A 23,191-nucleotide genomic window follows, 5' to 3' on the forward strand; every position below is an offset into this window, starting at 1 on the left:
CGACCCTCCTCCGCCTTGCAAGAAGAAAGGATCGTAGATGACCAAGTGGACGGCCAGTAATATTGCATCTCAAGAGGACCGCGCGGTCGTGGTGACCGGCACCGGGGGGCTGGGCTACGAGGACGCGCTAGCTCTGACCCGCGCCGGCGCCCGCGTCGTGATCGCCGGGCGCAATGCTCAAAAGGGTGCTGAAGCCGTGGCCGCGATCCGACATGCGGTGCCTGGCGCGCAGGTGCGGTTCGGACAAGTGGATCTCGCAGACCTTGCGTCGATCGCCAGTTTTGCGGCGCGGCTCGCGCAGGAGCAGGACAGGCTCGACCTTCTGATCAACAATGCCGGAGTCATGAGACCGCCGGTGCGACGCGAGACCAGCGATGGCTTCGAACTCCAGTTTGGAACGAACTATCTCGGCCATTTCGCCCTCACGGCTCATCTGCTGTCGCTCTTGAAGCGTGGGCATAGGCCGCGCGTCGTGACCCTCGGCAGCGTGGCGGCGCGCGGCGCCGCGATCGACTTCGATGACCTGCAGGCCGAGCGCAGCTACAAGCCGATGCGGGTCTATGGCCAGTCCAAGCTTGCTTGCATCATGTTCGCCTTCGAGATGAGCCGGCGCAGCAAGGCGGCGGGATGGGGCGTTGAAAGCCTGGCGGCCCATCCGGGCATCACACGCACCGACCTGATTGTGAACGGCTCGGGGCGGTCGAGCCTGCCCGGAATGCTGCGCCGTTTCCTGCCCTTCCTGTTCCAACCCGCTTGGCAAGGCGCCTTGCCGACGCTCTACGCTGGGACCGATCCGGTGGCACGGGACGGCGCGTACTATGGACCTGACCGAATGGGCGGGATGCGCGGATATCCCGTCGAGGAGACGCCCCCGAAGCAGGCGTTGGATAGCGGCGCGGCGGCGCGGCTCTGGGATATGTCCTTGAAGATGACCGGCGCGATTTTCGCATAAGACGCCGAGCCGTGTCACTCCTTGTCCCTATCCGGCTGCATCGGTGAGCGATGGCTGCCGGGTCACCGGATCCGCCGACGAGTCGTTCGGCTGAGGGGACTCGTCCTAGCCAGTGACAATCGACCGTCTTCCTCGGGTATCCGGTTCCCGCAAGGCGTCGAGGTCATGACGGTTTCATTCACGGGAATGGAATGTGTCGCCGTCGGTTTCCCCCTGTAACGCGTGGTGCCGGCCAATGTCGCTTACTTCTTTTCAAAACCAACAACAAAGGACGACAGGCGCGAGCCTTGAACGTGTCCTGGAGACTTCCTGATGGCATGGTCATACGGCTACTTCACTGACCTCAATTATACCCATGGATACTATCCGGAAATGAACCCGGCGATGTTGCGCCTGGCATGCCTGTGCAATGCCGTAGAGCCGCAACTGCCCGATGCGCCGTCCTATCTGGAGCTAGGCTTCGGGCAGGGGGTTACGATCAATATGCTTGCGGCGGCGTCTTCCGGAACTTACTGGGGTACTGACTTCAATCCAGCGCAAACAGTCGAAGCTCGCAAACTGGCCGATGCGTCTCGAGCCGACATTCACCTGTACGACGACTCCTTCGAGGAATTTGCCAACCGGAGGGATCTTCCGGACTTTGATGTTATAGCGCTTCACGGCATCTGGAGCTGGATCTCGGAAAATAACCGCAAGATCATAACCGACATCATCCGGCGGAAACTTCGGCCCGGGGGTGTCGCGTATATTAGCTATAACTGCCTGCCCGGCTGGGCTCCAGTGGTACCGATCCGGCAGCTGATGTCCCTTTACCAGGACTATGGGGGCGGGAAGATGTCGAGACCCATCGAGATGATCGAAGGCGCGGTGCAGTTCGCGGAAGAAATCGCAAAGGCAGGCTCGTACTATTTTCGGGACAACCCTTTCGCCAGGCATCATCTGGAGCACATGGGTAAACAGGGACGCAACTATCTCGGACACGAGTATATGAATGCGGTTTGGCATCTCGAGCATTTTTCCGACATGGCCCGTAGCCTCGATGAGGCCAAACTCACATATGTCGGCTCCGCACGGCTGCTTGACGGCATTGATGCGTTCCAGCTCAACGAGGAGGGCACTAGATTCGTGTCGCAGATTGGCCATCCGATCATGCGCGAGACGGTCCGCGACTTTCTGGTGAACCGGCGCTTCCGCACCGATATCTTCGCAAAGGGAGCAAGGCCACTCCCGGGTCGGGAACATCGCGACGCCTGGTGCGCGCTGGCATTCGTGCTTGTAGTCCCGGAGATTGATGTCCCGAAAAAGATCATGTGCGCGAGGGGCGAAGTGGCACTGCCCGCCGACAAATACGACTTGATCCTCGAGGCTTTGGCCGACGATGGCTACCGACCAAAACGTGTCGAGGAACTTCTCAAACACGACAAGCTGCGAAAGCTTAAACCTCAGGACATTGTTGATCTCCTGACGGTACTCACGGGGGCTGGTTTTGCCGCCCCGGCCCAAGGCCCCTCGGAGACGGTCTCCGAGCAGTGCAGGGCGCTGAACCGACACATTCTGCAACGGGCGCTTGTCAGCATGGATCTGCATCACATGGTATCGCCGGTGACCGGCGGCGGGATCGGGCTCAACCACATGACACAGCTATTCGTGCTCGCCACTACCGCGGGCAAAGAGGGCGCGGAGGCCTTGGCCAACTATGTGTGGGATTTCCTGGACAGCACTGGCGAACGCCTCGTGAGGGACGGCAACAAGATTGAAGCCAAGGACGAAAACTTGAAGGAGATTAGGATTTTGGCCAGAAAATTCGTTAAGTTTGGGCGACCGCTTCTGCAAGCCTTGCAGATCATTGATGCCCCTGAGGGCGGCGGATGGTCGAATGAGGCTAAGCGATGATAGCTCCCGACAGGGCACATTCCTCCATGGCTTAAAGGAGAGAGATGGAATTGACAATTATCGAAGGGTAGTGGGATGCCGGCGTCGGCACTTGGATCGACAACGTGGATGGGCATGCGGCCATTCTGTCGCTAACGGGCGCCGCGAACTCCACCGCGACGTGTCCTACCGCAGATCTACGAGAACGACCTCAACACCATTTCAAAAACCATTCGTTATCACTCCGGGAACTGTCTTCAGGTGCCCTCAGATCCGACAGAGCTGCGAATTCGGGTTTCACCACAAATGGACGCGTTCGGCTTTTCGCTTCGCATCAGCGAGAGCCTTCTCCGGCGATCCCGCGGGAAGGCCGCAAACTCCAGGCCGCGGGTGACTCTGAAAGGAAGAAAAGACATTGAGGCAATAATCCCTCCATTGGTAGCCTCCGTTCAGGGGTCGGTCTCGCATCAGCGCCATCGAATATTGAACCAATCGAGGGCAGCATCACCTTTGAGAGACGAATGCGGTTCGTCTCACCAAATCTCCTCCCGGCAGCCCGGTAAGCCACCAGTTCTACGCGAACGGTGATGCGAACACAGCTCGGGTGCCGCAGGTCTTCCTGAATCCATCAGGCGGGTCGGACGCCATTCCCCGCGCCCCGTCATCGTGTCTTATCCACCTCTCGCAGGAGGTCGATGAAGGCGCGTAACGGGGACGGCACGTGCCGGCTGCGCGGGTAATAGAGCGCCAGGCCAGGTATGGGCGGACACCAGTCATCAAGAACGGTCACAAGTTGGCCCGATTCGAGAAATGGCTGGGCGAAGTGCTCGGGGATATAGGCGATGCCCCGTCCGTCTGCCGCCGCCTGCACGAGAAGATCATTGTCATCAAGGGTAAGATTGCCGGGGACGTCGACCGCGACCTCGGCGCTGCGTTTGGAAAACTCCCAGCGGTAGCGCTTCCCGCTGGGGAGACGTTGGCGGATGCAGCAATGAGCATGCAGGTCATCCGGCGTGTTCGGTATTGCTCTACCGTCCAGATAGGATGGCGCCGCCACGGCTATAAATCTCACGTCGCCTCCGAACTTCACCCCGATCATGTCTCGCGGGATGGCCTCCAGCAGGCGCACTCCGGCATCGAAACCCTGTTCCACGATATCCACGAGCCGACCTTCCGAAACCAGATCAAGCTCAACGTCGGGATAGAGATCCAGGAAAAGCGGCACGACTTCCGCGAGGAGGATGCGGGCTCCGCTCTTGTTCGCGTTGATCCGCAATGTGCCGCTCGGGGTGCCGCGCTCCTCCGAGAGGGTATCGAGCGCCTGATCGAGATCCTGAAGAACCGGATCGAGACGCGCGAGGAGGCGTGCGCCAGCCTGGGTCAGCGACACGCTGCGTGTCGTCCGGTTGAAAAGCCTAACGCCCAGTTTTCCCTCCAGTCCAATGATCGCGTGGCTGAGTGCGGAGCGCGAAACCCCCATGACCTCAGCAGCCCTGCGGAAGCTGCGGTGGCTGGCCACTGCCGCGAAGGCGGCCAGATCATTCAGACTGGGACGCACCATTCGTGATTATACCTCACCACACCATCTCATATTGAAGATCTTATAACACCAATGTCGCTGAATTACATTCGGAGATGAACAGATGAGGAGTTCACATGCTCAAGACATGGTTCATCACTGGCGCTTCCTCGGGGCTCGGCCTCGAGATGACACGGCAACTGCTCGCCAAGGGACACAAGGTGGTCGCGACAACCCGCCGGTCCGACGCGCTGGCGCAACTGACGCAGGATTACCGCGAACGCCTGGATGTCGTCCGGCTCGATCTGGTTGAATCGGAAAGCATTACATCGGCCGTCGGGAGCGCATTCCAGCGTCACGGTCGGATAGACGTGGTTGTCAGCAACGCAGGCTATGGCCTGTTCGGTGCTGCGGAAGAGCTCACGAATGGAGAGATCGACCGGCAAATCGCCACCAACCTTACCGGATCCATCCATCTGATCCGTGCCGCACTGCCCCTTCTTCGAAAGCAAGGCGGGGGACGGATCGTCCAGGTCTCGTCCGAAGGAGGGCAGATCGCCTATCCGGGCTTCAGCCTCTATCACGCAACCAAGTGGGGTATCGAAGGCTTCGTCGAATCCCTCGCACAGGAAGTGGGTCCCTTCGGCATCGACTTCATTATCGCCGAGCCGGGACCGACCGGCACGAATTTCGGAGCCAATCTCGTCCGCGCGAAACCGATGGATGCCTACGATGAAACCCCTGCCGGCGCCGTCCGCCGGGCGATCACTGAGGGCAGCTTCGAGATCAAGGGAGATGCGGCGCGCACCGTAGCTGCAATCATATCAGCCGCCGAGAGCGAAACACCGTCATTGCGGCTGGCGCTGGGTAGCACGGCTTATTCCTCAATCTCAGAGGCGCTTTCCGTACGCCTCGCTGCCCTTGAGGCGCAGCGGGGAGTGGCGAATTCCGCCGACCGGCAGGATCTGTGAACCGCGACAGCGGCCTGGAAACACAGACCTCATGAACAGGAAAGGAAACAGCATGTCCATTCGACCAATAATATTGGCTCTCGCCCTTAGCATTTCGTCTTCCGCCTTCGCGCAGACTGCCCCAGAAAATCAGGTAGTAGGCACTTGGCGGATGATGTCGGCGACGATTGATCCCGGTGGAAAAAATATCTCTGCCTATGGAGAGAAACCCAACGGTCTTCTCGTCTTCACTCCCGACATGCACTTCGTGGAAGTTCTTACCGACGCCGGCATCCCGCGTTTTGCTTCTAACGCTCGCGGTGCGGGAACAGATGATGAAAATCGCATGGCCATGTCACGCAGTATCGGGTTTTTCGGAACTTACACCGTTGATGAAAAAGGAGAATTGAGCGGAAACCGTGTCGAAGGGGCGACATTTCCGAACTGGGTCGGCAGCGTGCGAACGCGTGATGATCTGAGGCTGGTGGTTGACGGCGACCGCATGACCGAACAATTCCGGAGGCCGGAAGGCACTGAAATCAGGATTGAATGGCAGCGTGTCAAATAAGCCACCGGGGGCACCGGGCCTTTGAGCAGGTCTCGACCTTGTCGAGCGTCCGTTCTTCCACCCCGCCCAAAACGAAGGGCGCGATAGCTCTGCATCCTCGAACCATGTGCGCAACCCAGGGAGGTCGTCGATCGCAAGAAGCCGGAAGGTGATCCGCTCGTCCGCAAAGCCCCAAGTTTTAAACGGAAATTGTTTTTCTGACTTTTCCAATGTCAGAAACAAGCCGTTCTAGGGCGGCCGCAATGTCTGCAAATCGGTGCAAAACTAACCAGATCTGAACGCACTGCATCCACCCCCAGCCAATGTTTCTTCTGATACCAGGCCAACGCCATTGTTAGATAAAAAGAATCTGAAACGGATGGATGATCGTCAAGAAGGCCGCTCGATTGTCTTATATTCGAACTGGTTCGTCCCTGGCGGCGCGCGCTGCCGGCTTGAACGGCCTTCGAGGCTCACTATGTCTGGTGTAACCCCGAACCGGAGCATCGCCATGGATCGAAGCGCGGCCGATATGCTGTCGGAATTCTATATGAAATTCTTCCGCCGGATCGCGATGAAACGTGTGCACCGGATGCAACGACATGTCCGTGCTGTCGTAGGTTTTCGTCCGGCCTCAAGCATGGATGACGATGGCTGCGGGATCTGCGACGAATGCCTGGCACCGTGACCGCCTGCACAGAAACACCTCCATCAATTCCGGCGACGTTCGAAGACGCGCTTGCGAAGTTGCCGGACGGCTATGTCGACGGATATTTTGGTAATCGATCATGGGGTGTTACCGTCAAGCGGTCGGAGGATGGCAAACGGACCTGGCTCTATGGCGAGGAGCTTAGCGGAACCGATATCGTCAGCTTCAACCTCTATCGATTGGCTGGCCCTGGGTCGATCCTGAAGCCGTGCGAAATGTCTTCCGCCAAGGTGATCGAATTCGTTCTCGGTTTCGAGCCTAGCGCGCGGAGAAAGCCGTTGCGACCATAGTGGCCAAATCATAAGCACAGAATTCATGTTGCATTGCAGCAAATGCATGGCTGCACTGCGATCTAAGCGCTGGCGATCAGGGCAACCTCTGATATCTTCAGGTCAACGAAGCAATGCACCTCCTCCCGCAGAGCTTCGTGTTTCAGGCGACCCATTCCTCCTCCCAAGGGGAGCCTGACGGAACAGCGGCACTCCTCCTCCCAGCCGTTGTTCAATTCTTTCGAAAAGCCTGCCGCACCTCCTCCCGCGGCAGGCTTTTTCGTTTTCCGAAACAAGTCCGGAATTCAGGCGTCAAAGCAGAATGCCCTGTTCCACCGGCTCTCCGGATTTCGACACGATCCTGGATCCATACGGTTCACGAGATGAAATTATCAGCGCGTCATTCGGTAATGGGCGGGCCAGTTCCTTGGCCTCTTCCCATGGCGCCCGCATCCAAATATCGGTCTCTTCCTTCGTCAGTAACAGGACCGGCATCGCCTTTTCATGGATCGGCTTCACCAGGTCGTTGGGATCCGTGGTCAAAAACCCAAAGAAATAATCCGCTCGACAAGCGACTCTATGCACAGCGACATCTGATCGAGTGCTGCTTCTCCAGGCTCAAGCAATTTCGCCGCATCGCGACCCGCTATGAGAAGACAGCAAAGAATTATCGAGCCGTGATCGCACTGGCGGGTACCATCCGTTGGCTTAAATAACTGTCCACCCCGCCCAGCGCGAACCAAACAGTCCGTCGGTGCACTTTCTCGCTTGAGGAACTCACCTACCAATATCCGGAGGAGGCAATCATCCCAGGCAAGGATGCTCAGGCCTCGCTGGAGCAACTATGTCTGGCAATGCGTGCCGGAACGCTATCTCGAAGGCCTGCCGCCCGATGTGTTGAAGGTCGTGCGGCACGAGCTCGATCTCATCCGCACGATGAAATACGCGCCGTACTTCCTGACCGTTTTCTCGACGTCCGCTATGCGCGGTCACAGGGCATTCCTCGCCTAAGCTCGGATCTCGGTAATCATCGAAGCGATCTGAAGCCTGCCCGTAGCTCTTCGGTAAAGAGCTGTGGCTGTTCCCAAGCCGCGAAATGGCCACCTTTCTCCACCTTGTTGTAGTGAATTAGCTTTGGATACGCTTTTTCGGTCCAGCTCCTCGGGGCCTCATATTGCTCGCCAGGGAACACGCTGACGGCCACCGGAATGTTGACACCCTTTTTATTGAAGAAGCCACCCTTGTATTCCCAATAGAGCCGGGAAGCAGAGACTCCTGTGTTCGTCAACCAATATAGCGTGATGTTATCGAGGATCTCGTCACGCGTAAGTTCGCCCGTCGTGCTGGCGGTCCGATTCAAGGCCGAGGCGACAGCCGCGGCCGGCTGCGCATCCGCATCATTGTGATCGAGAAGCCATGCGGCGAGACCAACGGGTGAATCCGCAATACCATACAGCGTCTGTGGGCGCGTTGCCATCAGCCTAGCATAGTCGACCTGCTTAAAGGTTCTGACTAGCTGAGCGTAGGCGCCCTCTTCCTCGGCAGATAGCCCGCCGGGAGCAGGGGCACCGGCCAGAAGCGCCTTATCAACGTCGGCTGGAACGGTAGCGGGCATGTTGGTGTGGATGCCGAGAAGGCCCTCCGGAGCCTGAAGACCCATCTGGTCGACGACAAATGCACCCCAGTCGCCACCCTGCGCAACATAACGTGTATAGCCGAGACGCTTCATAAGGTCAGCCCAGGCTTTGGCCATGCGCTCCGGACCCCATCCCGTCGCTGTCGGCTTGCCAGAGAATCCGTAGCCAGGCATCGACTGCTCAAGGCGGCGTGTTGGCACTCTCGATGTCGATCTCGGACTCGATGCCGCTGCTCTTGGCGATGGCGGGTATGCGTTGATTGGCAACGGTTTCGTACAGGGCCCGACGTAAAGCGCTTTCGACTCATGCGTGAAGTACCAACCGATGATGTCCGGCCGATCAAAATCGTTGTCGACTTCCTAATGCCGCGAGATGCTGAAATCGTGAAGAACAGGCCGCCGATCGTCAACGACTTTGTGGTACAGCGGGCGGATGCCCCGGATCTCGCTTTGCGCTTTTATCAACTCGTTGCAATCACGGGTGACATGCCTAGCGGCGGAACCAATCGCGTTGAGGTGGCCGTTTGCTCTATCCCGGCATTTTTGGGTATGAAGGGCTATGCGCTCAATGGCCGCCATAAGCAAAAAGCGTGCCTACAACGTTTATTATTGCATCCGAAACGATTCTGATGGCATCGAAGCTCTAGCGGAAGCCTGTAAGCCGCTGCTTGAACACGCAATCGGCGCGGAAGATCATAGGCATTTCGCCAACAAATTCGATGTGCCTAAAGGCTATGGCGCCAGTAGCCTCCGAAACTTCGTCGCAGAAACCGATATTCTCGACGGGCGTTCCGCCGATCAGTGGCAGCAAGACGCTTTCGGGCAGGTCGACGCCTGGCTGCGAGCTCTCGGCTTTCGACGCTGATGCAGCCGTGTATGATGTGGGTGACCCCGGCCTATATATCGAATCGGGAAGACTGGACTATTAAGGCACCATGTTCGCCTGCAGGGAAAAATAGTGACTATCACCGAGAGCTTGCCGTACATCGTCTATGCCATTGCCGACGTCCATGGACGCGCCGATCTTCTCGAAGCCATGCTTGGATACATCGCCGCTGACTCGAATGAACATCATTCGAAGCCGGTCGTGATCTTCCTGGGCGATTTGATCGATCGTGGCCCTCACAGTCCAAAGGTACTCGATCAGGTCTGTTTGACACTCGACCTTTATCCGGGTTCCCGACTAATCCTTGGCAACCATGATTTTTACCTGCGTGAACTCCTTCGTGGTGCTCTCACTCATGAGGACGCCGTCAACTGGATGGACTGGGGAGGCGTCGCGACATTGAGCGCATATTCCACTCTGCCAGTTCCTGCTTTCGAGAACATCGCTGCAGACATCCGCCGCGTTTTCCCACACCACGTGGACTTGCTGGAAAATGCGCTGTCATTTAAGGAGATCGGGCGCTTCTGCTTTGTTCACGCTGGAATACGTCCCGGCGTTCAGCTCGCAAATCAAAGCGAATACGACTTGCGTTGGATCAGGGCGGGCTTTCTCGATCACATTGACGTGTTTGGCCACGTCGTTCTACACGGTCACACGATCACAAAGTCGCTTCGACCAGAAGTCTATTCGAACCGCATAGCTTTGGATACCGGAGCGTTTCGGACTGGCCGGCTAAGCGCCGCTGTAATCAGACACGATGAGCTTTCACACTTCCTATGCACCGAACTGACCGAGAGCGGCGCCATCCGAGTCGCCGAGTGGCGGCCGTCTGATTGACAAGAGTAGGAGGTCGGCTGTCATGTCTCGAAACTATGGCGTTCTCCAAAAAAATAAGACTATGGTCAAAGAATAAAGTCGCGCCGACGGTTTGCTTCAAGCACTGAGAATGAACGCGTAACGACATCATCTTTACGAACCTTGTAAAGATGATGTCGTTACGCTATATGGTCCTTCTAGACAGGAGCTTCCCATGCCGACCTCGCACCCAAGCAAACGCCCGGACGCAAGCGTGGCGCTGAATATGCGCATTAAGCCTGCGACGCGCAACTTGATTGACCGCGCCGCTGAAATGCTAGGCAAGACACGCACAGATTTTATGCTGGAAGCTTCCGAGCGCCGTGCCGAGGAAGTACTACTTGACCGGACGATCTTCACTGTCAGCGCAGAAGTCTACGCAGAGTATCTGGCCCGGCTCGATGCGCCAACACAGCCCAATGAGCGTCTTAAGCGCACCATGTCGACCAAAGCGCCGTGGGATGAGGTGTGACCTTAAGCGTACCCGGGCCACTTGCTGACCATCACGAGCTAGCCGAATTCCATTCTGGTGTCCCTGAGCTTGACGATTGGCTGCGTCTGCGCGCCCGCGCCAATCAGGCGAGCGGCGCATCGCGAACCTTCGTCGTGTGTGAGGCCAACCGCGTCATCGCCTATTACGCCCTCGCTTCCGGCGCGGTAAAGCAATCGGAAGCGCCGGGACGTTTCCGGCGGAACATGCCTGATCCGATACCAGTCGCCGTGCTTGGACGCCTTGCCATTGATCAAACCTATCAGGGACGCGGTTTCGGCAGGGCGTTAGTCCGCGACGCAGGTCTGCGCTTGATCAATGCCGCCGAGATACTTGGGATTCGCGGCGTTTTGGTCCATGCGATATCTGATGACGCACGAGCCTTCTACGAAGCGGTTGGCTTCCTGCCTTCCCCGTCCGACCCCATGATGCTGCTGGTCGGGTTGCATGACCTCAACAACGCGCTGACCTCCTGACCAAGCTGACTGCTAATCGCTGGAATCAAACCGTGAAATTCGGCGCAAGAAATGAGGTGCCGAGGGTTCCGATCCGTTCAAGGCGACTTGCTCAATGAGTTACCTGAGTATGCGCTCCTAAACCGAGGAATTCTTGGAGGCGCGATGACTTGACCCCTCTGATTTTTTGCAATCCGGTCCCGAGAGGCCAGAATGTGAGCGGAGCGAACTTGTAAACGCAGACAGCAAGGAGAAGTGTTTCAACTGATTCACTATATTATATTTGCGAAAACAATATAGAGAGGCCTTTGGATAGTGACAAGTGTTAGATTGAGCATATCCCTGCCTTGGCCGGGAGCCCGATATTCGTCGTGAAGGTGGGGACAGTGCCCCAGGGGAGTGCCGACTACCGCTTGCCCAAAGACAGTGTCTATACTAGATTTGTGAAAACAATATAGAGGCCGCCGTGATCAAGCAGATTGATCTCATGTTCCGGACCATGGTCGCGGAACTTCAGCAACGGGCATTCGATGACGATTGGGCGGAAGACTTCCCCCCGTCGGGTAGATTTGTGCCGGTGGCAGTCGATGGTCGGCGCTATTGGTATTTCGACCAACCCGACGGTGAGGGCGGGCAGAAGCGCCGGTATGTCGGGCCTGCCGACGATCCCGTGATTTCGGAACGGGTCGAAACCTTCAAGGGCGAGAAGTCAGACTATAAGGCACGCCGCAAGTTCGTTTCCACGCTGACGCGGGAAGCCGGTTTGATTGCTCCTGATCGCTTTACCGGCGATGTCGTACAAGCGCTTGCCAAGGCCGGTCTCTTCCGGCTGCGCGGTGTTCTCATCGGCACTGTCGCTTTTCAATGCTACTCAGCATATCTCGGCATCCGTCTGCCCTCGGCGGCGATCCTAACAGGTGATGCAGACCTAGCCCAGGATTTCGCGATCTCTGCCGAAGTAGCGGATTCACTGCCGCCGATCCTCGATCTCCTGAAAGGGCTTGATCCAACGTTCCGGGCCGTGCCGCACATCAGCGGTAGCCCTCGATCTCATGCCTTCCGGAATCAAACCGGCTACCGGGTCGAATTCATGACGACGAACAGAGGAGCTGAAGAATATTCTGACAAACCCGCCAACATGCCCGCTCTCGGCGGCGCGTCGGCCGAACCGCTAAGGTTCATGGATTTCTTGATCCGTGATCCCGTTCGTTCGATCCTGCTACATGGTGCCGGTATCTCGGTGGTCATCCCTGATCCTTGCAGGTATGCAGTGCATAAGCTTATCGTTGCCGGTCGCCGCCAAAATGACGCTGGCGGCCAAGCCAAACGGGATAAAGACCTGAGACAGGCAGGAATGCTATTCGACGCCCTGCCGGTCACCGGCCACGGGCCTTCACTGGCTGATGCCGTGGAAGAGGCATGGAATCGCGGACCTGCCTGGAAGCTGGCAATCTCGGAGGCAGCTGAAACCATGCACAAGGAATATTGGGGCGGCGTCAATCGAATGGTTGGCACTCTCACGAGATAAAGATAGGCCCGCTTGAGTGTTGATTTGCGCTGAGAGTTGACCCGGGATTTGCACTGAGAAGTGACCCGCCTCTTAGGTATTGTTCGGGTCCGTTGTGGTGGTCAAGGTCTTACGTTTCTCCTTTGTCGATTTTGGTTCATGCGCTGAACTGTTCTTGAAGCGGAAGCTGTCGTTGCCGGTTTCCAGGATGTGGCAATGATGTGTGAGCCGGTCGAGCAGCGCGGTGGTCATTTTTGCATCGCCGAAGACACTCGCCCACTCGCTGAAGCTGAGGTTGGTCGTGATGACGACACTGGTGCGTTCGTAGAGTTTGCTCAGCAGGTGGAAGAGCAATGCGCCGCCTGAAGCGCTGAACGGCGTGTAACCAAGCTCGTCAAGGATGACCAGGTCGGAATGCACGAGGCGATTGGCAATCTCGACATGGCGTTACGGGAGACGGTGCTGGAAGGCGCCTCGGATGACCGGCCGTGGCTCGAGATATATGCCGACAAAATCCAGGACATCGCTTAGAATCTGGCACATCGAAAGCGCTGCGTGGGCCCGAGATACAAGGGAGGCGCCGGTGCCCAACCCTAACGGCGAGCCTGTCGAGAAACTTTAGCGACTGCCAGACCGTCGTGAACCCGGCTTTAGGATCGAGTTCGCTATTGCCGGGAACAAGTAAGATCCGACCGTCTCGCACGATGAGATCATCGATATCGCACCTGCATGGGGTCACCGGGCCTTGCTCGATTTCAGCTCTGCGGCCACGGACTTTTTCAACGCGTCCATGATGTTCACGACGGTCGAGGCCGGAGCGGCGCCCGGCTTGCCCTTGGCGGCCTTCTTGGCGGGCTTGAGAGCCTTTTTCTATTCCGCAATGATCTTCAGCAGACTTTCTTGGATGGGGTCGCTTACCATGTCCGGGGACCACCGGGGGGTCTTCTGCTTGATCAACTGCTGGACTAGCGGGATCAGCTTGGGGTCAGCCTCTTCATCGATTCCTTCGAAGTAGGATTCCTCAGGGCGCACTTCGTCGCCGAACCGCAGCGTCCAGGAATGACCATCCAGAGCGGCAACGTCCGCTCCTTATGAGCCCAATGGAGCCTTTTGTCGTCTCAGTTCCCGTGGCTGTGGTGTCGCCAGGTGTGGACCGCCGGCGCAATAGTCGTTATTTGCACGCCATGTTGCGATGGTTAAACCGTCGCTGAAACATCACCGCAGATACCCAAGGCTTATTTAAAGTGAAAAAAGTGCAGCGCAGCTTTGCCGTCGAGTACAAATCAGGTCGGCGAAAACTCAACTCTAAACCGAGCTCGATCTGGGCAGACACGGATCTCAAGTCCGTTGCGCAAGATATGGAAGACGAGGCAATGCCATTTATGTCATTAGCTCCTCAGGCAAGAAGCAGCGAGATGCTTGTATCCGGAGAAGAACGGGCCGCGCCGTTATTGACACTGCCGATCGAGCAAGAGACAAATGCATCGGCTTTACAGGAGACCATAATGGCCGACGAAAAAGATACGACAACCAATGCTGACACGCCGGCCGCCGCGGCGTCCGATGTAGCGAAGAAGGTGCGCAAACCTCGCGCCAAAAAGGTGGTCCCTGCAACGGCCTCAGTCGCCGTTTCGGCGGAACCGGCAGTTGCTTCGGGTAGCGCAGTTGAAAAGCAGAAGAGAAGACGCAAAGCGAAGCCTGACGAAGGGACGACGAGTGCCAAGCGTGCGCCTGTCAAACGTGCTCCGAAGGCTGTGTCGATTGCGGCTGCACCTTCGGTGGCGGCCATTGACGAGATCGCGGATCTTCTGCAGCTCGAAGAGGAAAACCAGAGGCTGCGCAAGCTGCTGGCGGAGAAGCTCCGAGCTGAAAATGCCGATCTGCGAAAGCGACTGAACCTCGGTTGATCGACAGCAGACGGTCAAGCGCTGATCGCATTCTCATGCTTATTGAAGTGAATATTTTGGCGGCGGTTCGTTCCGCCGCCAACGTTTTTTGCTCGGAGTTTGCACCCTGAGTAGAATCGAGGTCGAATAAAATGGCGTCTCCATGGAAACTTCTTGCTAGGCTGGTGTCACGGCGACGCCAGCGGACGCAAGAACACGGCTCGACCGATGACGTGAAGCCGGACGCAGCAGCCTTCGCGGATCCGGCTGAAACGGCGGGCGACAACCGGTCGAAAGCCACAGACCGTGCGGCCAACGAAAAGCCGGTCACTCACGAACAACACGAGGCGGTGTCGGTAGACCCCCATCATGCCGAAGAAGCGGTAAGCAGTGTTGATGACACGACAGATGTCGAAAGCGCCACGCTTGAGAAAGCGGTTGATCCGGCCTTATCCAATGAGGCCGACGTAGCCGGGCACCCCTCGCCAAAGGCATTGCCAGTAGGCGAAGGTCCAACGCGAAAGCGCAGCAGGCGGAGCAAGAAAGCGAAAACGATTGCTGTCGTTCTTCCACCTTCTTCAGGCGCTAGCGCCGTTTCTGACGACGCAGTCAGCCTGGATGGAGAAATCAGGCTGCTTCGGGATCAGCTGGCGACGAAGCTTAGGCTGCAAAACGCACAACTGAAGAGGATGCTGGATCGGTTCGAGCGCTGAAATTTTCATTTCCTATCGTACCAATCGCGGCCATTTTGCCTTGGCTCGGAAGGGGTATGAGCTGCGTTGCTCGCGAACTGGATAGCGTCTGGTTGCTCTGCCGCCCGAATGAGATAGAGCAGCGGGGCTTTCATACGGCTGTGCTCAATTCCGATTCCGCCTGCCTTTACTGAAATGACTTGGCGGCCCCCCGTCTCCACCATCAGCCCGGCTGATCGGTTTGGTAGTGACGTGAAGTCATCCCTGGCGAGTTTGCCCGACCACAGTCCCACGAACATTCCGCCACGTGGCGACAATTGCAAAGTCCAACTCGCGCTCTTCGAGGGACATCGCTGAGAGAGTTTGAAGCCTCCGCCTACTTGCCTCGCCGACAAGAGCGCGATCGATTGTTGCCAGCCCGCTGTTGAGCCCATTCTCGCGCCATGCGTCGATGTTCATCGCTCAGGATGACGATCTTGATTAGCGCGTGACGTTGTATCGCACTCGGCTCATTTGCGATGTGGGCGACGGAATACCGGCTCGCGGATTTGCCATGCCCGCCTCCGTCTAAACCTTCCACTTGAATTGCGGCCATCGCGTCCTGCCCCGGCTTTTGGTCCTGCCAGGCTCGCGCCGCCGGCAACGGCTTTGCCGTCCTCCACTGCGTTGCGGCCCTGCGGGTGCAGACAGCACTTGCAGCCCGGCTTTCGGACCGCCGTAGCAGGTCGCGATGGCCGCGACCTCGAAACGGAGGTTCAGACATGAGCAGGCAACAATCCAATCAACGATCCGATATCTACAGCCGCATCACCGCCAAGATCATCGCCGATCTCCAACAGGGTGTGCGGCCATGGACCAAACCCTGGACGACGGGAGATGCGACAGCCGAAGTCAGCCGCCCCCTGCGCCATAACGGCCAACCCTACACCGGGATCAACGTCCTGCTCCTCTGGTCCGAGGCCATCGCCCGTGGCTTTGCCTCATCAAGATGGATGACGTTTCGCCAGGCAATCGAACTCGGCGGCGCTGTCCGCAAGGGCGAAACTGGCACGACCGTCGTCTTCGCCAGTTCGTTCATCCGCACCGAGACGACCGAGACGGGCACCGAGATCGAACAGGACATTCCGTTCCTCAAAGCTTACACTGTCTTCAACACCGATCAGATCGCCGGCCTTAATGGCCGCTTTGACGACGTCGCACCTGTCCAGGACCCTATGAGCCGCATTGGCGATGCCGGCCGCTTCTTTGTCAATACCGGCGCCCTGATCCGGCACGGAGGATCGGCTGCCTATTATGCCGCTCAGCGTGACTACATCCAGATGCCATGCCTGGATGCCTTCCGGGACGACGCCGCCTATGTCGCCGTCCTCAGCCACGAGATGACGCATTGGACCGCCGCACCGCGACGGCTTGATCGGGATCTCAGCCGCTACGCGAAAGATAGGAGCGATCGGGCCCGCGAAGAGCTTATCGCCGAACTCGGCAGCGCGTTTCTCTGCGCCGATCTCGGCATTGTCCCAGAGCTCGAACCACGCCCCGACCACGCAAGCTATCTCGATGGCTGGCTGAAGGTTCTGGGCAACGACAAGCGCGCCATCTTCTCGGCGGCAGCACATGCGCAGCGCGCCGTCGACTACCTACATTGCTTGCAGCCGGAACTCGAAGAGGAGGAGGCGGCGTAAGCCGTCTCTTCCTTGGCTGACGAATGCCTGCATGACCAGGCCGCCCTGGGCGTCGCACCCCCCCGCAGTGAAAACCTACGCGCGGCTCTGCAGCCCTGTCGCGCCGCCGACGATGAGTTGTCAGCCGTCATTGCCTTTCCGGCAGACCGATCCCGCCCTATCATTCAGAGGCGGCCAGCACGAAAGTCACTGAGATGGGAGAGAGCGATGCGGAATTGTTTTGGCCAGTTAGCGGCAGGAGTCTTTTTCCTCCAGCCATCCTGCATCGCCAACGCGCAAGTACCGAATGCCCTGGAGAGGGCCATCGAAGACGCGCAGCCATGCAGGTCGTTGAAGACCAAGGTATCGAGCTTCGGTATCAGTGTGGAGGTAGGCGTCGACAAGCTCGATTCGGTGAAGATCGAAAACCTGCAATTGTCGGTCAATGGCAACACCGCGGAGGCGAGCGCCCGCGGCACGCTTGCTTGCAAGACCTCGGACGAAGCGCTGGTAAAAGGAGGGTTTTCAGCGACCGCTGAGGTTCGGCTGAAGGTCGACCTTACGACCTGCAAGATGACCGAGACCTCCATCGAGATCGTGAAGACCGGTGGCCGGTTCGGCGACATCGTCAAAGGACTTGAGACTGAAATCTCTGGCGCCCTTCGACGAAGTCTAGCGAAGAACTTGGCCAAGCTTTGCGAGAAGTGACAGCAGATCGACGCCGACCGGTCTGTTGGCGGTCGTCGGAGGCAAGAAAAGTGCGGCATCGCACGACTTATCCACCCAGGGCCGTTCGACACAGTTTTGGATTGACGCCCCGGTCGAAACACTCAGGCCTAGTAACCGCCAATGTCGCCGCGAACTGGGCCAATTCCCTGCGGCTGCGCATAGGTTGTGTTGTCAGATCCACTTGTTGCGCATCCAGAGAGAGACATCAAGACGATTGCTGCTGCGGCCAGAATGTTTTTCAGAGGCACGGCGGTCTCCGATCATGGCAAGCTGCTCAGGCCTTAAGGGCCACGCTGAGGATTTTCGGTTAAATCGCACAGAATGGCAAGCGCCTGATCAACTGGCGGTAAGTGGCGACCCGTCTGTTCAAGCGTCCCGATGGTCGGATGGTGGCGGGGCGAGGGATCTCCAAGCGCTAACATTGATATGCTTGCTGCGGCGCCACGACCGCGACTATATGGTCCGAATTGAAGAGGCGGACATGTCGTTATTGCCCACGCATTGGAATTGCGCCAGTTTCACCGTGACGTCTTGATGGAACGGCTTGCCGGGAGCAGTCGGTCCCGGGTTCCGCTCGTTTCGAGCGGCGCTTTGCTAACCCTCCTGCGGCTGCCCTTTTAACCGGTCAAGCCGTGCGCGAACGGGCGCCGGCGCGGGCGCGCCTTTGCCTGGTATGCTCATTGTTTGGAGGGGCGCCTTGCCATGGGACCCATGGCGGCGCCTTTGAGCTTGGGCATGCGGCCGCGTCGCCTGCCACAATGCTATTCGCGAATTTTCTGCCGCCACGTGGTCAATCGCAAGCCATCCACTCGGTCGCCCCACAAGTGTTCGCCGACCTACAACGATCGGCGACTTTGCAAAGGCCGCGAACTAGCCGCGATCTGCCGTGGACGCAAGCTTTTGGTGCAGGTTCGAGAAAAATCTCGATTAACCGTATATCTCGATTAGTATTCGCGAAGGAAGCGGACGCTGGACCACGTACAACCGCTGCGATATCGAGTTCATCAGCATCATTTGGTAAACAAACCACTAAGGGTTTCGCGTGCGCTTTGAAGCATTGAACAGGCTCTGGGAGGGCGTTCGGGAATCCAGCCACGACTTCCGTGCCTCGACCGACATCTTCCCTTCGCTCGATATTGAGAAGATCAGTTCCACGCTCGATCTGCGAGCAAAGGGTGCCGAGAACGGCAAGCTCAATCGGCCCTTGCCAACCGCCGCGTCGCTGGACGAGGTCGAGCAGAGGACGGTCGGTCGTATCGAGGAGGAGAAGGCCTCCTCCTATCAGGTTCTTGAAGATCAATTTCAAACCTTCGAGGGTCGCCTGCGCAATCTCGACTTCGAGGGACAGTTTGGGCTGATCCGGCAAGCCAACGCGTCCAGCGTATCCGATTTCAAGGCCGAGGTGGCGAGTGGCGTCGACGAACTGCACGGACTGCGTCGCGATCTGAAAGCGGCCGAGGACGAGATGTCATCCTTCAAGGCGAAACACAATCTCGATCGCGCCGCGAAGATTTCGACCGCCGCCGCGCAGGCGTTCAAGATAGCCCTGATCATTTTCCTCGTGCTCTTCGAAATGATCATGAATGGAAGCTTCCTGGCGAAGGGAAGCGAGCAGGGGATCGTCGGCGGCGTGACCGAGGCGATCGCCTTCGCCGTCCTCAACATCGGATCGGCTCTGCTTTTCTCGGTCTGTTGCGTTCGCTTCCTCGTCCATCGTTCCCTGTTGTTCAAGCTGCTCGGGTTCTGTGGGCTGGTCGCCTATATCTGTATCGCCCTGGGCGTCAATCTTGCCCTTGCCCATTATCGGGAGGTGTCATCGACCGTTCTTTCCGGAGCGGGGGCGGACGTTATCTCTAGGCTCAGGAACGCGCCGCTGGACCTTGCCGAACTGAACTCCTGGATGCTCTTCGCCGTAGGGCTGTTTTTTTCAATCTTGGCCTTCATCGACGGCTGCTACTTGACGGATCCCTATCCGGGCTTTGCCGGTGTGAGGAAACGGTTGGACAGCGCGCGATCCAACTACATCGACAGAAAGCTCGAGCTCATCGACAATCTCCGTGACATAAGAGACGATCACAACGCGAAGATCGAGGAGATCGTGCGCGATCTCAGCGGGCGGCGCCAGGAATGCGCGGCCATCATCGCTCACCGGACGCGGACCGTGGGACTGTTCGCGGAGCATCAGAGCAATCTCGAGCGCGCCGCGAACGCGCTGCTGACGATCTATCGCGACGCGAACCGCGCGGCACGGACGGAACCCGAGCCCAGCTATTTTTCTCAACCCTACAAGCTCGAGCGCCTGACACCGGTGCTGCGGACCAGCGAGGAATGGGATGACGCGGTCTTGAGTGGCCGAATTCAGGCGGCTCAGGCGGAACTGTCTGAGCAAATTCGCAAGATCGGTGCCGAGTTCGAAGCTGCTGTCGAAAATTATCACAAGCTGGACAATATATTCCCGGAGGCTGGCCTTGGCGCGATCCAGCAGGCGTAGCCGCAGGCGGGGTGGCAATTCCGCCGGGCTGATTGTCGGCGCCATTGCCCTTGGCTTGGTGTCTGTCGCGATTATCGGTGCGTTCGGGTGGCTCAAATACAGGGCAAGTGGCACCGTGGTGGTCGACAAGGCCTCCCTTTGCCCGGTCACCGGCGCGACGTCCGAAACCGCTATCCTGCTTGACGTCACCGATCCCATTTCCGACACGACGGCGCTCGATCTCAAGAACCAGTTTCAGCAAATCGTGGCCAGGGTTCCAATCGGCGGTGCCATCGATATCTATTCGCTCACCGAGAAGGAAGGAAAGCCGGAGCGAACGTTCCATGGCTGCAATCCAGGCAGCGGCGAACTCGCCGATGAATGGACCAGCAATCCACGACTGATCCAGGACCGCTGGGAAAAGGGCTTTCAAAAGCCCCTGGAGGAAATCGCTGACAGGCTGGCGTCCGGCAAGGCAGGCGATGCCTCGCCGATCATGGCCGGAATTCAGCGGATCAACCTCGAGGTGTTCTCGAGCCTCCCCGCCGGAACGCCCAAGGTCCTCTTCGTCGCCTCCGACATGATCGAACACACGCCGGCCTTTTCGAATTACCGCGACGGTGTCGCCTATTCGAAATTTCAGAAAAGCGAGGCGCGTGATAAGTTCAGGACGTCTCTCGACGGGGTGTCGGTGAAGATCCTCGCGTTTCAGCGTCCAAACCTGAAATTCTCCGCCGAGGAACTGGCCGAATTCTGGAAAGAGTGGATCACGAACAATAACGGCCACTTCGACGGTTTCATCCGTCTGGAAGGAAAACGCTGATGACCTCGAGAGAGGTGACAAAGTCTGCGATCCGCGACTATGGGCCGCTGGTGCTGTTTGCGCTCACGACCATCGGCGGCATGGTGTTCATCTGGACGGCCAAGCTATGGGGATGGTCGACGGCGGTCGTCACTGTCGTGCCATTGCTGCTGATGGCGACCTACTTTCTCGCTTCTCTGCTATTGGCGGGATTCCGGCTGCTTAACGAGCAGGCCGGCGACAATCTCTACTATATGGGCTTTCTGTTCACGCTCTCGAGCCTTGGTGTGTCGCTCTATCTGTTTGCCGGTGAGACCTCCATCGACACGATCGTGCGAAACTTCGGTATCGCGGTGACGTCGACGATCGCCGGGGTGACGCTCCGGATCCTGTTCAACCAGATGCGCCGCGATCCGTTGGACATCGAGCGCAGTGCGAGGCACGAACTTGCCGAGATGACCAGGCGCGTCAGAACCGAGCTCGATTCCTCCGCGCGGGAGTTTTCGAACTACCGCAGGGTCAGCAATCAGATGCTGTCGGAGGGGTTCGACGAGATCGCCCGCCAGGCCGAGAAGAATGGCGAGGATATTCGCAAGGCGATCGAATCCCTGTCGAAAGAGGCGATCAAGCCCATTCAGGAGGCGGCGCAGCAGCTTTCTGCCATCATCGAATCCCACAACAAGACCATCAACGACAGCAACAACAACGCGGCCGCGAAATTGACTGAAACGACCGGTCAGCTCTCGACGATCATCGACAGGTTCGGCGGCGCCGTGGAAAGCGTGGGCGCACGGCTTGGCGAGATACGCGCCCCAGAAGATGTCATCAAGATCGAACTCACGCCGGTCATCGAGTCCATCAGGGAGATGACCGAGGTTCATTTAAAGCGCATGGAGGCGGATACGGAGCGGGGGCGTTCTCATATCGAACAGACAAGGCAAGCGCTCCAGCCGCTGCAGACCCTTGAAGAAAAGCTCGATCGTATCGCCAACGCTCTCGAGAAGCCCCCGATGCCGTTGCCACCTGAGACAGGCCCGATCCGGAGCACTTACGCGGAGCGTCCTCGGCCGGCCGTTCCGACCGGGATTTCAGTCTCCGAGGAAACCGCAATCGACTTGGCCAATCTTGAATCTTCAGCAGCCAAACCCGTCGAAACCGATGATAGGCCACGACCTGCATCAGCGATCGAGCGTAAGAGGTGGTTCAATTGGCAGCGCACATAGCCGAGACCCCGAAACTCGAGCATAAGGGCTACAATCGCGGCCTTATTCTGGGCTTGACCATGGCCGAATCCATGCTGCTGCTCGTCTTTTGTCTCCTGCTGGTGGCGGCCGCGCTCGTGACCGCCGAAAGGAAAAAGCGATATGAGGCCGAGCGGGAGCTGCGGGTCACCGAGCAAAAGCTCGCGGAGCTCAAGAAGGACAATTTCGACGCGACCGCCCGGGTGGTCGAACTTCAGGCCAGGCTTGGAGCCGGCAACCTCTCACCCATCGATCGGGAGAAGTTCGAGAAGGAATGGCGGGAACTGATTTCGGCCCGCCACGCCGTTGACCGCTTGCATAAAAGCGGGGTCGAGATGACCGAGCTCGAAAAACTGGCAGCGCTGCGGAAAGTCCTGATTGACAACGGCATAGATCTCGACGCCGCTCCCGCGGAGATCAAAAGGCTTGTCACCGCCAACGCGGCGGCGAAAAGCCCGCACGAGTGGCCGCCCATCATCAATCTCAGCGAAGCTGGCGGCTATTATTTCAGGTCGGGCAGCGCCGAGCTGACAAACGAATTTCAGCAGATACTCAGCACGTCCATATCTAACCAGATCGCGGATAATCTGTCTCGCTATCAGGTCGACGTCATCGAGGTCATCGGCCATACAGACGAGCAGCCGCTGGCTGGGACGGGTTCCAATCTCGACAAAACCTTCATCGATGTTCTGGACAATAAATTGCCAATCACCTCCCTGGAGTCGGCCGATAACGCCGGGCTCGGATTGGCACGGGCGATCGCCGTTGCGAATATCCTCAAGGCAAATCCGAAACTGACGCAAGCAACGGTGCTTCCGATGTCGGCGGCGCAATTGATACTTCCCGGCGATATCGTCACCGCGGGGCAGGCAGGAAATGTCGAGGCCCGACGACGCATCGAAATCAGAATCCGGAGACGGGCTCAGTCCCTTTCTCCGTGACCAATGGCCCCATTGCGGCGCAAGCCGTCCGGCCTTCCGCCTGGGCTTCGTCACAAACCAGCGCTCGCCTTTCTTGGTGTCAACCTTGGTGCGTTCGTACCCCGGAGACCATGGGGCAGTCG

At 58.1% G+C, this 23,191-nt stretch carries 21 protein-coding genes and 6 pseudogenes; 21 read left to right on the top strand and 6 right to left on the bottom strand.

Features of this window, described 5'->3' with window-relative positions; all coding sequences use genetic code 11:
• The first annotated feature begins 37 nt into the window (after positions 1-37).
• Both BS630_RS06460 and BS630_RS06465 read left to right on the top strand, forming a co-directional pair.
• Positions 38-952: an SDR family oxidoreductase gene (locus tag BS630_RS06460; protein WP_077976739.1), complete on the top strand. Its 915-nt coding sequence runs from the start codon at positions 38-40 to the stop codon at positions 950-952.
• Positions 953-1,264: 312 nt separating this feature from the next.
• Positions 1,265-2,845 carry a methyltransferase regulatory domain-containing protein gene (locus BS630_RS06465; RefSeq protein WP_077976740.1) on the top strand — a complete coding sequence of 527 codons (1,581 nt, stop codon included), beginning with the start codon at positions 1,265-1,267 and terminating at the stop codon, positions 2,843-2,845.
• A 640-nt stretch (positions 2,846-3,485) separates the two neighbouring features.
• Here BS630_RS06465 and BS630_RS06470 read toward each other — a convergent pair.
• Positions 3,486-4,385, bottom strand: coding sequence for a LysR family transcriptional regulator (locus BS630_RS06470; protein WP_077976741.1), 900 nt, complete (start codon positions 4,383-4,385; stop codon positions 3,486-3,488).
• A gap of 95 nt (positions 4,386-4,480) precedes the next feature.
• Between BS630_RS06470 and BS630_RS06475 the strand changes: the two genes are divergently transcribed.
• The 4 genes from BS630_RS06475 to BS630_RS06490 all read left to right on the top strand — a co-directional run bounded on the left by BS630_RS06475 (position 4,481) and on the right by BS630_RS06490 (position 6,839).
• Positions 4,481-5,314: an SDR family oxidoreductase gene (locus BS630_RS06475; RefSeq protein ID WP_077976742.1), complete on the top strand. Its 834-nt coding sequence runs from the start codon at positions 4,481-4,483 to the stop codon at positions 5,312-5,314.
• Between the two features lie 52 nt (positions 5,315-5,366).
• Complete coding sequence (locus BS630_RS06480; protein WP_077976743.1) at positions 5,367-5,861, top strand: lipocalin-like domain-containing protein; 495 nt, start codon at positions 5,367-5,369, stop codon at positions 5,859-5,861.
• A 331-nt stretch (positions 5,862-6,192) separates the two neighbouring features.
• Entirely contained in the window at positions 6,193-6,528 is a 336-nt protein-coding gene (locus BS630_RS06485) for a hypothetical protein (RefSeq protein WP_231285539.1), read from the top strand.
• A complete protein-coding gene (locus tag BS630_RS06490; RefSeq protein WP_077976744.1) occupies positions 6,513-6,839 on the top strand; it encodes a hypothetical protein in 327 nt (108 codons plus the stop codon). The genes BS630_RS06485 and BS630_RS06490 overlap by 16 nt, the downstream gene beginning before the upstream one ends.
• A gap of 291 nt (positions 6,840-7,130) precedes the next feature.
• Here the strand turns inward: BS630_RS06490 and BS630_RS36385 are convergent.
• Positions 7,131-7,379, bottom strand: a pseudogene (locus BS630_RS36385) (SOS response-associated peptidase); the annotation flags it as partial.
• Here BS630_RS36385 and BS630_RS36390 point away from each other — a divergent pair.
• Positions 7,370-7,534 (top strand): annotated as a pseudogene (locus BS630_RS36390) (transposase); the annotation flags it as partial. The pseudogenes BS630_RS36385 and BS630_RS36390 sit on opposite strands and share 10 nt — an antisense overlap.
• A gap of 24 nt (positions 7,535-7,558) precedes the next feature.
• Positions 7,559-7,819, top strand: a pseudogene (locus tag BS630_RS06500) (PHP domain-containing protein); the annotation flags it as partial.
• Positions 7,820-7,845: 26 nt separating this feature from the next.
• Here BS630_RS06500 and BS630_RS06505 read toward each other — a convergent pair.
• Positions 7,846-8,631, bottom strand: a pseudogene (locus BS630_RS06505) (alpha/beta hydrolase); the annotation flags it as partial.
• Between the two features lie 129 nt (positions 8,632-8,760).
• Here BS630_RS06505 and BS630_RS37870 point away from each other — a divergent pair.
• Positions 8,761-9,084: a hypothetical protein gene (locus BS630_RS37870; RefSeq protein ID WP_245007105.1), complete on the top strand. Its 324-nt coding sequence runs from the start codon at positions 8,761-8,763 to the stop codon at positions 9,082-9,084.
• A gap of 13 nt (positions 9,085-9,097) precedes the next feature.
• Here the strand turns inward: BS630_RS37870 and BS630_RS37875 are convergent, their stop codons facing one another.
• A complete protein-coding gene (locus tag BS630_RS37875; protein WP_245310394.1) occupies positions 9,098-9,265 on the bottom strand; it encodes a hypothetical protein in 168 nt (55 codons plus the stop codon).
• Between the two features lie 147 nt (positions 9,266-9,412).
• Between BS630_RS37875 and BS630_RS06515 the strand changes: the two genes are divergently transcribed.
• From BS630_RS06515 to BS630_RS06530, 4 genes are all read left to right on the top strand, one after another.
• Complete coding sequence (locus BS630_RS06515) at positions 9,413-10,177, top strand: metallophosphoesterase (RefSeq protein WP_077976746.1); 765 nt, start codon at positions 9,413-9,415, stop codon at positions 10,175-10,177.
• Positions 10,178-10,370: 193 nt separating this feature from the next.
• Complete coding sequence (locus tag BS630_RS06520) at positions 10,371-10,667, top strand: type II toxin-antitoxin system TacA family antitoxin (protein ID WP_077976747.1); 297 nt, start codon at positions 10,371-10,373, stop codon at positions 10,665-10,667.
• Entirely contained in the window at positions 10,664-11,161 is a 498-nt protein-coding gene (locus BS630_RS06525; RefSeq protein WP_077976748.1) for a GNAT family N-acetyltransferase, read from the top strand. The genes BS630_RS06520 and BS630_RS06525 overlap by 4 nt, the downstream gene beginning before the upstream one ends.
• A gap of 448 nt (positions 11,162-11,609) precedes the next feature.
• Complete coding sequence (locus BS630_RS06530; protein WP_231283901.1) at positions 11,610-12,668, top strand: nucleotidyltransferase family protein; 1,059 nt, start codon at positions 11,610-11,612, stop codon at positions 12,666-12,668.
• Between the two features lie 72 nt (positions 12,669-12,740).
• Here BS630_RS06530 and BS630_RS06535 read toward each other — a convergent pair.
• Positions 12,741-13,085: pseudogene (locus tag BS630_RS06535) on the bottom strand (ATP-binding protein); the annotation flags it as partial.
• Positions 13,086-13,382: 297 nt separating this feature from the next.
• Positions 13,383-13,703: pseudogene (locus tag BS630_RS37880) on the bottom strand (non-homologous end joining protein Ku); the annotation flags it as partial.
• A 188-nt stretch (positions 13,704-13,891) separates the two neighbouring features.
• Between BS630_RS37880 and BS630_RS06545 the strand changes: the two are divergent.
• From BS630_RS06545 to BS630_RS06585, 8 genes are all read left to right on the top strand, one after another.
• Positions 13,892-14,554, top strand: coding sequence for an MreC domain-containing protein (locus BS630_RS06545; RefSeq protein WP_077976749.1), 663 nt, complete (start codon positions 13,892-13,894; stop codon positions 14,552-14,554).
• Positions 14,555-14,685: 131 nt separating this feature from the next.
• The gene (locus BS630_RS06550; protein WP_077976750.1) at positions 14,686-15,246 is read left to right on the top strand and encodes a hypothetical protein; all 561 of its coding nucleotides are present in this window, start codon (positions 14,686-14,688) and stop codon (positions 15,244-15,246) included.
• A 740-nt stretch (positions 15,247-15,986) separates the two neighbouring features.
• Positions 15,987-16,907, top strand: a complete 921-nt coding sequence (locus BS630_RS06560) for an ArdC family protein (protein WP_077976752.1) — start codon at positions 15,987-15,989, stop codon at positions 16,905-16,907.
• Between the two features lie 207 nt (positions 16,908-17,114).
• Entirely contained in the window at positions 17,115-17,594 is a 480-nt protein-coding gene (locus BS630_RS06565; protein ID WP_077976753.1) for a hypothetical protein, read from the top strand.
• 1,063 nt (positions 17,595-18,657) lie between these two features.
• Entirely contained in the window at positions 18,658-20,106 is a 1,449-nt protein-coding gene (locus BS630_RS06570) for a hypothetical protein (protein WP_077976754.1), read from the top strand.
• Complete coding sequence (locus BS630_RS06575; RefSeq protein ID WP_077976755.1) at positions 20,084-20,908, top strand: hypothetical protein; 825 nt, start codon at positions 20,084-20,086, stop codon at positions 20,906-20,908. The genes BS630_RS06570 and BS630_RS06575 overlap by 23 nt, the downstream gene beginning before the upstream one ends.
• A complete protein-coding gene (locus BS630_RS06580) occupies positions 20,908-22,110 on the top strand; it encodes a hypothetical protein (protein WP_077976756.1) in 1,203 nt (400 codons plus the stop codon). Before BS630_RS06575 ends, BS630_RS06580 begins: the two co-directional genes overlap by 1 nt.
• Positions 22,095-23,069 carry an OmpA family protein gene (locus BS630_RS06585; RefSeq protein ID WP_077976757.1) on the top strand — a complete coding sequence of 325 codons (975 nt, stop codon included), beginning with the start codon at positions 22,095-22,097 and terminating at the stop codon, positions 23,067-23,069. The genes BS630_RS06580 and BS630_RS06585 overlap by 16 nt, the downstream gene beginning before the upstream one ends.
• Positions 23,070-23,191: the final 122 nt, after the last annotated feature.

The organism is Rhizobium laguerreae, from assembly GCF_002008165.1.
GTDB classification, from domain to species: Bacteria; Pseudomonadota; Alphaproteobacteria; order Rhizobiales; family Rhizobiaceae; genus Rhizobium; species Rhizobium laguerreae.

Excerpts from the sequence above, each read along its gene's own strand:
- BS630_RS06460 (WP_077976739.1), top strand. The coding sequence starts at position 38 with ATGACCAAGTGGACGGCCAGTAATATTGCATCTCAAGAGGACCGCGCG.
- BS630_RS06470 (WP_077976741.1), bottom strand. The coding sequence starts at position 4,385 with ATGGTGCGTCCCAGTCTGAATGATCTGGCCGCCTTCGCGGCAGTGGCC.
- BS630_RS06565 (WP_077976753.1), top strand. The coding sequence starts at position 17,115 with ATGCGGAATTGTTTTGGCCAGTTAGCGGCAGGAGTCTTTTTCCTCCAG.
- BS630_RS06465 (WP_077976740.1), top strand. The coding sequence starts at position 1,265 with ATGGCATGGTCATACGGCTACTTCACTGACCTCAATTATACCCATGGA.
- BS630_RS06475 (WP_077976742.1), top strand. The coding sequence starts at position 4,481 with ATGCTCAAGACATGGTTCATCACTGGCGCTTCCTCGGGGCTCGGCCTC.
- BS630_RS37870 (WP_245007105.1), top strand. The coding sequence starts at position 8,761 with ATGCGTGAAGTACCAACCGATGATGTCCGGCCGATCAAAATCGTTGTC.
- BS630_RS06550 (WP_077976750.1), top strand. The coding sequence starts at position 14,686 with ATGGCGTCTCCATGGAAACTTCTTGCTAGGCTGGTGTCACGGCGACGC.
- BS630_RS06580 (WP_077976756.1), top strand. The coding sequence starts at position 20,908 with ATGACCTCGAGAGAGGTGACAAAGTCTGCGATCCGCGACTATGGGCCG.
- BS630_RS06560 (WP_077976752.1), top strand. The coding sequence starts at position 15,987 with ATGAGCAGGCAACAATCCAATCAACGATCCGATATCTACAGCCGCATC.
- BS630_RS06480 (WP_077976743.1), top strand. The coding sequence starts at position 5,367 with ATGTCCATTCGACCAATAATATTGGCTCTCGCCCTTAGCATTTCGTCT.
- BS630_RS06520 (WP_077976747.1), top strand. The coding sequence starts at position 10,371 with ATGCCGACCTCGCACCCAAGCAAACGCCCGGACGCAAGCGTGGCGCTG.
- BS630_RS06490 (WP_077976744.1), top strand. The coding sequence starts at position 6,513 with ATGCCTGGCACCGTGACCGCCTGCACAGAAACACCTCCATCAATTCCG.